Genomic DNA, 7332 nt, shown 5'->3' on the forward strand with positions numbered 1-7332 from the left:
GGGTCTCGGAGGCCGGGGGCGTGCTCTCGGACGCCGGCGGGGTGGACTCGGAGGCCGGCGGGGTCGACTCCGAGGCCGGCGGAGTGGTCTCCGAGGCCGGCGGGGTCGCCGGAGGCGTGGTCTGCGTGGTCGTGCAGTCCTTCGTGCCGCCGTTCCAGGCCGCGATCAGCTTGTCCTTGATGACCGGGTGGTCCGGGCCCTTGGGGAGGTCGCCGTGCGTGAAACCGTCGTTGGCGTCGAGCTTGCCGTCGAACTTGGTGTTGCCACGGTAGAGGTCGACCTGGCCGTAGCAGCCCGCGTCGGGGATCGCGACGTCGAGGGTGTCGACGGAGCCGGCCTTGACGGTCACGGTGTCGAAGTCGTGGAAGACCTGCTCACCGGAGGTGGCGAACGTCGGGCCGTGCGCGAGGTAGGACGCGAGGGAGGCGGTGCAGGTGGACGCGTCGCCCGCCGCGCGGACCTTGACGTGGACCTTGCCGTCGTCGCCCGGCTTGAGGTTCTGGTCGTCGACCTTGACGGACGCGTAGAAGTTCTTCCCGTCGAGGGAGAACTCGCAGCGGTCGGTCTCGGTCTTCGAGCCGGCGCCCGTGCCCGGCTGGTAGTGGCCGCCGTTGCCCCAGCCCTTGCCGCCGGGGCAGTCGGAGGCGGAGGCGACGGAGGCGAGGGCGGCGGAGAAGGCGAGCGTCGCGGCGCCCGTCCCCAACAGGCGCCGCATGGTGACACGTCTCGCTATGGACATACGTATCCCGTCAGGATGAGAGTGAGTGGTTACAGCAAGCATCAGAAACACTGGGCCCATTGGTCACATGCGCCACGGTGTCCGCACATCGTGGATCTCCTTGCTGAATGCTGTCAACCTGCGGTGATACAAGGGCTGTTCGCCGGCCATCACAATTTCGACACATCGTGAACGAACCGCTCCGGAAAACCCGGGGTTCACTTTTCCGGGGACGTGGACAGATATCCCCTTTGTCGCCTTCATGGACCGCATGGACGGCATGGACCCGCACCGGCATCGCAGAGGAGCCCGCGTGACCGCCCGCATCACCACGCCCGACGCCTCGCCCGACCTCTCCGGCAACGACCCGGACTGGTGGCGACAGGCCGTCGTCTACCAGGTCTATCCCCGCAGCTTCGCCGACGCCGACGGGGACGGGCTCGGGGACCTCCGGGGCGTCACCGAGCGCCTGACGCACCTGGCCGCCCTCGGCGCCGACGCCCTGTGGCTGAGCCCCTTCTATCCCTCCGAACTCGCCGACGGCGGCTACGACGTCGCCGACCACCGGGACGTCGACCCGCGTCTGGGCACCCTCGACGACTTCGACGCGATGGTCGCCGAGGCCCACCGGCTCGGCCTGAAGGTGATCGTCGACCTCGTCCCGAACCACACCTCCCACCAGCACGCCTGGTTCCAGGAGGCCCTCGCCGCCGGGCCCGGGTCCGCGGCCCGCGAGCGGTACGTCTTCCGCGACGGCCGGGGCGCGCACGGCGAACTCCCGCCCACCGACTGGCAGTCCGTCTTCGGCGGCAGCGCCTGGCGGCGGGTCGCCGACGGGCAGTGGTACCTGCACCTGTTCGCCCCCGAACAGCCCGACCTCGACTGGTCCCACGACGAGGTCCGCGAGGACTTCCGCACCACCCTGCGCTTCTGGTCCGACCGCGGGGTCGACGGCTTCCGCGTGGACGTGGCGCACGCGCTGGCCAAGGACCTCACCGAGCCGCTGCGCGACCTCGGCGACCTGCCCGGCGTCGCGGAGGAGGCCCTGCACCTCCTGCCGCCGGGCGACCACCCCTACTGGGACCGCGACGAGGTCCACGAGATCTACCGCGACTGGCGCGCCGTCCTCGACTCCTACACCCCGCCCCGCACGGCCGTCGCCGAGGCCTGGGTCCCGGACGCCCGCCGCGCGCTGTACGCCCGCGCGGACGAACTCGGCCAGGCCTTCAACTTCGAGTACCTCCAGGCGGGATGGGACGCGGGCGAGCTGCGCCAGGTCATCACCGGCTCCCTCGCCACCGCCCGCGCGGCCCGCGCCTCGGCCACCTGGGTGCTCTCCAACCACGACGTCGTACGCCATGCCTCCCGCCTCGTGCTCCCGCCGGGCACCGACGAGAACGCCTGGCTGCTGTCCGGCGGCCGGGCACCCGGCATCGACCTCGCGCACGGCGCGCGGCGGGCGCGCGCGGCCACGCTGCTCATGCTGGCGCTGCCGGGATCGTCGTACGTCTACCAGGGCGAGGAACTGGGGCTGCCCGAGGTCGCCGAGCTGCCCTTCGAGGTGCTCCAGGACCCGATCTGGGAGCAGACGGGACGGGTCCGCAAGGGGCGTGACGGGTGCCGGGTGCCGCTGCCGTGGACGAGGAGCGGCCCCTCGTACGGCTTCGGCGCGGGCGGTGCCTGGCTGCCGCAGCCGCAGTGGTTCGCCGAGTACGCCGTCGAGGCCCAGGACGGTGTCGAGGGCTCCGCGCTGGAGCTGTACCGCAGCGCCTTGCGCCTGCGCCGCAAGCTCCTCGAAGGGGAGGAGCTCACCTGGACCGACGGGGCCCCGGACGGCGTGCTGGACTTCGTGCGCCACGAGGGCTGGCGCTGTGTCGCCAACCTGTCGGACACCGCCGTCCCGCTCCCGGCCGGGGAGGTGCTGCTGGCCAGCAGCACGCTCCACGACGGGCTGCTGGCACCGGACACGACGGTCTGGCTCGGCTAGCAGGTCTATCCGACGGTCGGCGTCGGGGTCGCGCCCGCGGCCGGGGGGGCGCCGTTCCCGTTCTCGCCGGGGATGCCGAGCGGCGTCGACGTCGGGTTGGCCGGCGGGGTGAGCACGACCATCGGTGCGCCGGGCTGCGGCGCGGGCGGAGTCAGGTCCGTGTCCGGCAGCTTCGGCGGAGTGGTCTGCATGAAGAGGGCCTGGTCGAAGTTGACGAAGCCGGTCTTCTCCATGACCGTCATGTGGTCGAGCACGGTGTCGTTGGCCATGTCGGCCAGCGACCGCACCAGCGAGTTCTTGGTGGTGGAGCGGATCTTCGCGATCGCGTTGAAGATCGAACCGTGCGTCACGCGCAGGATGTTGGCGAAGTTCGTGTCGAACTGCTGACCGCTGGCCGACTCGATGGTGTTCACGAAGCCGACCTGCTGCGGGCTCGCCACGTTCGGGATGGTGATGTTGAGCATCGGGGCGATCTTGCGGCAGGCGTCGTCCAGCGCCGCGTGACCGTCGATGAGGTGCCGTCCGGCTTCCTTCACCTCGGGGGTCGTCCCCTTCTGCAGGGCGACCTGCCCGAGCGGGTACTCCCACAGGCCGGCCGCCCGGACCTTGACGACGAAGTCCCGGTCCTGCTCGGTCAGCGGGCCCCACTGCGTCTGGGCGATGATTCTGTCCTGCGCGGTCGCTGCCTTGCTGACACCCAGCATGGACGGGTACGCGAGCGCGCCCAGCGTCAGTGTGAGGGCTCCGCCCACGACCAGCGTTCCCATCGCGTTGCGCGAGAGTGGCACCGTGCCTCCTGCCCAGTAGGGGTTTCCCGCCAGGAGGCGGGTCGGACGCACAGGAGTACGCACGCCGGGGCGTGGATGTTCATCACCCCTACGGAAATGACCGGGCTCACACCACGCCCCGTCAGCACGGCGCCCGGCAGGACCGGTTGACCGTTCGTTGACCGGTTCGCGGGGAACTCCGGACGAAAACGCGGGAGAGACCTGACGGGACCTGGACCTAGATTCGCCGCATGTCCATGCCACAACGGTCGCAGCGGTCCCTCCCCGTCCTCCCGTACCGCAAGCCCACCAAGGGCCGCGACTACTGGGTGATCGACGACGTGCTCCCGGACGCCGACGCCGTACGGGAACGCTGTCTCGCGAAGGACGACTGGGCGCGGGGACATCCGTACACCTCCGAGACCTGGCCGGGGCTGCGGGCCATGCCCGGACTCGAACCCGCCGAACTCGCCCGCGTGGAGCAGGTGGTGCGCAGGGCGACCGGGGCCGGGCGGCTGTGGGTGCAGCGGGCGCCCGGCGGCGGCACCCTCAACCACAACTGCGTCCAGGTCGTCGGGGCGGGGGAGAGCGAGCCCCGGCCGCACACCGACTCCCGCGCGCTGTGCCGGTACGCCGCCGTGCTCTACCTCAACCCCGGCGTCCCCAAGGACTGCGGCACCAGCTTCTACCGGCAGTCCCTGCCCGGCGGGCGGCTCGGCGGCAACGTCGTGCAGGCCCCGCACAACAACCTCGTCGAGGCCCTCGGCACCCGGTTCGTCGCGCCCGACGCCTTCGAGGAGGACGTACGGGTGCCGCACCGGTACAACCGGCTGCTCCTCTACAACGCCAACCTCGTGCACAGCGCGACCGGTTACTCCGGCGCCACGCTGGAGGAGAAACGGATGACGGCAGTCTTCTTCTGGATGGCCTGACGGATGGCCTGACGGGTGGCCTGGCAGAGGGCCTGACGGGTGGCCCGGGGGCTCAGTAGCGCAGCGCCCGGGACACCTTCGCCCGCACGTCCCCCGACAGGTCGTGCGTGCTGCGGGCGGTGCCCTTCCCGGTGCCGCCCGCCGGCACGTCCGGCACCGTCAGCACCACCACGTCCAGCAGCTTGCCCGTCCGGTCCGTGAAGTCGACCTCGACGGCGAAGGACTTCGCCGAGCCCGCGCTGTTGGTGACGGTGACCGCGACCGTCGTACGGCCGTCGGAGGCGGTCGCGGGCGGGCCGAGCCGTACGGCGTCCTTGGCGTCGACGCCGTTCCTGATGTCGTCGAACCGTCTGCCCGCCTCCGCCGTCGCCGACGCCACCGCGTCCCCGGCGCGGGAGGCCGCCGACGCGACCTTGCTCGCCACGGATGACGGGTTCTCGCCGTCCGAGCAGGCGGTCAGGCCGGTGAGGGCCAGGGCCGTCAGCAGCGCGGCCGTCGTCCAGCGGGTCATCTCGCCTCCCGGGTGCAGGTCCCTCCAGTGAAGGTGCCGCGCGCGGTCCCCGCACGCCCCGCGTCACCCGTTCGGCCCACTCCCGTGGTGGCCGGGCCCACCGCACCCGATGGTCGAAGCACATCGACCACGAAAGGTGGAACACGGCCATGACGCAGCAACCGCACGCCCCCCAGTCGTCCGCCGGAACGACGGGGACCCCGACCCCGGCACCGGGCCTCGGCCCCACGCCCACCGAGAGCGCGTGGGCCGCCGGCGGAGTCGTCTTCGCCGGCGTGCTGATGCTGATGAACGGCCTCCTCGCCATCCTCCAGGGCATCTCCCTGCTCGCGGACGACGACGTCTGGGCCCGGGTCGGCGACTACGTCTACAAGATCAACCACACCGGCTGGGGCGTGATCCTGCTCTGCCTGGGCGCCCTCGCGGCCGTCACGGGCGCCTTCATCCTCAGGGGCGCGGCCTGGGCCCGGATGACCGGCATCTTCCTCGCCTCGCTGAGCATGCTCGCCCAGTTCCTCTTCCTGCCCTACGCCCCGGTGTGGTCGGTCATCATGATCGGCATCGACTTCTTCGTCATCTGGGCACTGGCGGTCTACCGGCCGGGCATGCACGTCTGACCCGCCGGGACGCCCCGCCGGGCCCCTCGGGGCCCGGCCGGGTCACACGTGCCCGAGGCCGCCGCTGCCGAAGCCGCCGCTGGAGCCGGGCAGCCAGCGTTTGCGCTTCTGGTCCTTTCCCGTTCTGGTCGCCGAGTGATGGAGCTCGTACGGCATCAGCCGATCCTGCCCCTCGTCGGGGACCGGCAGCTCGTCCGGCTCCCGCATCTCCCGCATCTCCCGGACGGGTCCGGTCTCCGGGAGGTGCGGCTGCTCGTCACTGTGCGGCCGTGGAAGCTCCCGGTCCTGGACCCGCATGCCGAACACCACGGCCCACACCAGCGCGCCGGCGATGAGGAGCCCACCTGCGAAGGCGGCGATCACGTTGAGTACTTCGCTCGACGAGGCCGCCAGAACAAACGTCGTCGTACTCATGGTCCGATTATCGCCGATTGTCCCCGTTGTCGCCGATTGTCACCGGAGCGGCGCGAAGGAGACGTCCCGGGGGACGACCGTGACCCGGTGGAAGTTGCACGCGGCCGGGCCGACGGGCCGGGGACCCGCCTGGTGGGCCTTGAGCGCCATGCTGACCAGGCTCATCAGCAGGTCGACGTCGGTCTCGCAGTCGAGGTGCACGGTGACCCAGCGCGAGCCCGGCAGCAGCCGCACGGCGGTCGACTCCTGGAGGTCGTCGTGGAACCGCCGGATGGCCGGTTCGGTCAGGTGCAGATCCACGTCCCGGCCCGGGTGGAAGTGCACGATCTCGCTGTGTGCGGAACGCAGCGCCAGGCCCGCTCCGCAGCTGGGCAGGCCCGTGCTGAGGTCGGACCACGTCTCCAGGCGCTCCAGGGCACGCTCGGCCAGAGTCATGGGCCCATCGTCGCCCGCTCACCGCTCGGCAACCAGAGGTTGAGTGAAACGTAACCGGGGCGTGAGGTGCCGGACGGGGCCCGGGAGCGCGCACCTCTCTGTGCGGGGCCCGTCCTCATGTCCTCCCGGCGTGAACCGATCGCGGGGTTCGCGACGATGACGGGGTGCCAGAACGCTTCCGAAGGAGGACCCCGTGAGTGAGAACGTCGTCCGGCCCGCTCTGTGCGAGGTGCGGGTCTCCGCCCGGCTCGCCGTCGCCGGGCTCGGGCTCGCCGGGGCGGCCTGGGCGCTGCGGGCCGTGTGGCACGTCCGGCTCGCGGTGGCCGGGGAGCCCGCCTCGGGGCCGCCGGACCAGGGCGAGGGCCGGCACCGGCCGCTGACCTCCCTGGAGGACTCGTACCACCTGGTCAGCAGGGCCGGAAGCCTGCTGACCCTGCTGTGCGCGGCCCTGTTCATCGGCTGGCTGGGGCGGATGCGGGACAACGCGCGGGCCCTGTCCGGCGAGCCCCCGCGTTATGCCGGCGTCTGGGTCTACGTCTCCTGGTTCGTGCCCCTCGCCAACCTCTGGATCCCGCGCGGCATCGTGGCCGACATCCACCACAGGAGCGCCCCGGGCCGCAGGCTGCCCGCCGTCGTGAACGTGTGGTGGGCGCTGTGGCTGGTCGGCATGGTCACCGGGGTGGGGCTGATGTACGACGGCGACACCGACGACGTCATCGCCCGCGCCTACTACGGCGTGACCACGCTGCTGGTCGCCGACCTCGCCGTGGTCGGCGCGGCCGTGGCCGCGATCCTCATGGTCCGCACCCTGACCGGGGGACAACTTGTGCACATCGGCGCCCAGTTGCGGACGCCGGGTGGTGATCCTTTGAAGGAAGACGTCAGGGCGTTTGATCGGGATTGAGGACACTTACTGTTGCGCCTACGTGACAGCCCCCCACCCCACAGGAT

General features: G+C 71.5%; 9 protein-coding genes. 4 read left to right on the forward strand and 5 right to left on the reverse strand.

Features of this window, described 5'->3' with window-relative positions; translation table 11 throughout:
• Positions 1 to 739: hypothetical protein (locus EHS43_RS32370; RefSeq protein WP_125194236.1), on the reverse strand; the 739-nt coding region annotated here is incomplete at its 3' end.
• 259 nt (positions 740 to 998) lie between these two features.
• On the opposite strand from EHS43_RS32370, the gene EHS43_RS32375 reads away from it, so the two are divergent.
• Positions 999 to 2705 (forward strand): alpha-amylase family glycosyl hydrolase, encoded by a 1707-nt coding sequence (locus EHS43_RS32375; protein ID WP_125194243.1) that lies wholly within the window; start codon positions 999 to 1001, stop codon positions 2703 to 2705.
• Between the two features lie 5 nt (positions 2706 to 2710).
• Here the strand turns inward: EHS43_RS32375 and EHS43_RS32380 are convergent, their stop codons facing one another.
• Positions 2711 to 3472 carry a DUF4142 domain-containing protein gene (locus tag EHS43_RS32380; protein WP_185806512.1) on the reverse strand — a complete coding sequence of 254 codons (762 nt, stop codon included), beginning with the start codon at positions 3470 to 3472 and terminating at the stop codon, positions 2711 to 2713.
• A 251-nt stretch (positions 3473 to 3723) separates the two neighbouring features.
• On the opposite strand from EHS43_RS32380, the gene EHS43_RS32385 reads away from it, so the two are divergent.
• Positions 3724 to 4404 carry a DUF6445 family protein gene (locus tag EHS43_RS32385; RefSeq protein ID WP_125194237.1) on the forward strand — a complete coding sequence of 227 codons (681 nt, stop codon included), beginning with the start codon at positions 3724 to 3726 and terminating at the stop codon, positions 4402 to 4404.
• 52 nt (positions 4405 to 4456) lie between these two features.
• Here the strand turns inward: EHS43_RS32385 and EHS43_RS32390 are convergent, their stop codons facing one another.
• Entirely contained in the window at positions 4457 to 4915 is a 459-nt protein-coding gene (locus EHS43_RS32390; RefSeq protein WP_125194238.1) for a hypothetical protein, read from the reverse strand.
• 149 nt (positions 4916 to 5064) lie between these two features.
• On the opposite strand from EHS43_RS32390, the gene EHS43_RS32395 reads away from it, so the two are divergent.
• Positions 5065 to 5532 (forward strand): hypothetical protein, encoded by a 468-nt coding sequence (locus EHS43_RS32395; protein ID WP_125194239.1) that lies wholly within the window; start codon positions 5065 to 5067, stop codon positions 5530 to 5532.
• Positions 5533 to 5574: 42 nt separating this feature from the next.
• Here EHS43_RS32395 and EHS43_RS32400 read toward each other — a convergent pair whose 3' ends face one another.
• The gene (locus EHS43_RS32400; RefSeq protein ID WP_125194240.1) at positions 5575 to 5946 is read right to left on the reverse strand and encodes a DUF6479 family protein; all 372 of its coding nucleotides are present in this window, start codon (positions 5944 to 5946) and stop codon (positions 5575 to 5577) included.
• A 39-nt stretch (positions 5947 to 5985) separates the two neighbouring features.
• On the reverse strand, positions 5986 to 6381 hold the full coding sequence (locus tag EHS43_RS32405) for a luciferase family protein (RefSeq protein ID WP_125194241.1): 396 nt from the start codon (positions 6379 to 6381) through the stop codon (positions 5986 to 5988).
• Positions 6382 to 6574: 193 nt separating this feature from the next.
• Between EHS43_RS32405 and EHS43_RS32410 the strand changes: the two genes are divergently transcribed.
• The gene (locus EHS43_RS32410) at positions 6575 to 7285 is read left to right on the forward strand and encodes a DUF4328 domain-containing protein (protein ID WP_125194242.1); all 711 of its coding nucleotides are present in this window, start codon (positions 6575 to 6577) and stop codon (positions 7283 to 7285) included.
• The last annotated feature ends 47 nt before the right edge of the window (positions 7286 to 7332 follow it).

Origin of the sequence: Streptomyces sp. RP5T (genome assembly GCF_003933965.1) — a bacterium.
Lineage (GTDB): Bacteria > Actinomycetota > Actinomycetes > Streptomycetales > Streptomycetaceae > Streptomyces.

What these genes read in the sequence shown, in the direction of transcription:
- EHS43_RS32395 (WP_125194239.1), top strand. Translation starts at nt 5,065, where the DNA reads ATGACGCAGCAACCGCACGCCCCCCAGTCGTCCGCCGGAACGACGGGG.
- EHS43_RS32390 (WP_125194238.1), bottom strand. Translation starts at nt 4,915, where the DNA reads ATGACCCGCTGGACGACGGCCGCGCTGCTGACGGCCCTGGCCCTCACC.
- EHS43_RS32380 (WP_185806512.1), bottom strand. Translation starts at nt 3,472, where the DNA reads ATGGGAACGCTGGTCGTGGGCGGAGCCCTCACACTGACGCTGGGCGCG.
- EHS43_RS32405 (WP_125194241.1), bottom strand. Translation starts at nt 6,381, where the DNA reads ATGACTCTGGCCGAGCGTGCCCTGGAGCGCCTGGAGACGTGGTCCGAC.
- EHS43_RS32375 (WP_125194243.1), top strand. Translation starts at nt 999, where the DNA reads ATGGACCCGCACCGGCATCGCAGAGGAGCCCGCGTGACCGCCCGCATC.
- EHS43_RS32385 (WP_125194237.1), top strand. Translation starts at nt 3,724, where the DNA reads ATGTCCATGCCACAACGGTCGCAGCGGTCCCTCCCCGTCCTCCCGTAC.
- EHS43_RS32400 (WP_125194240.1), bottom strand. Translation starts at nt 5,946, where the DNA reads ATGAGTACGACGACGTTTGTTCTGGCGGCCTCGTCGAGCGAAGTACTC.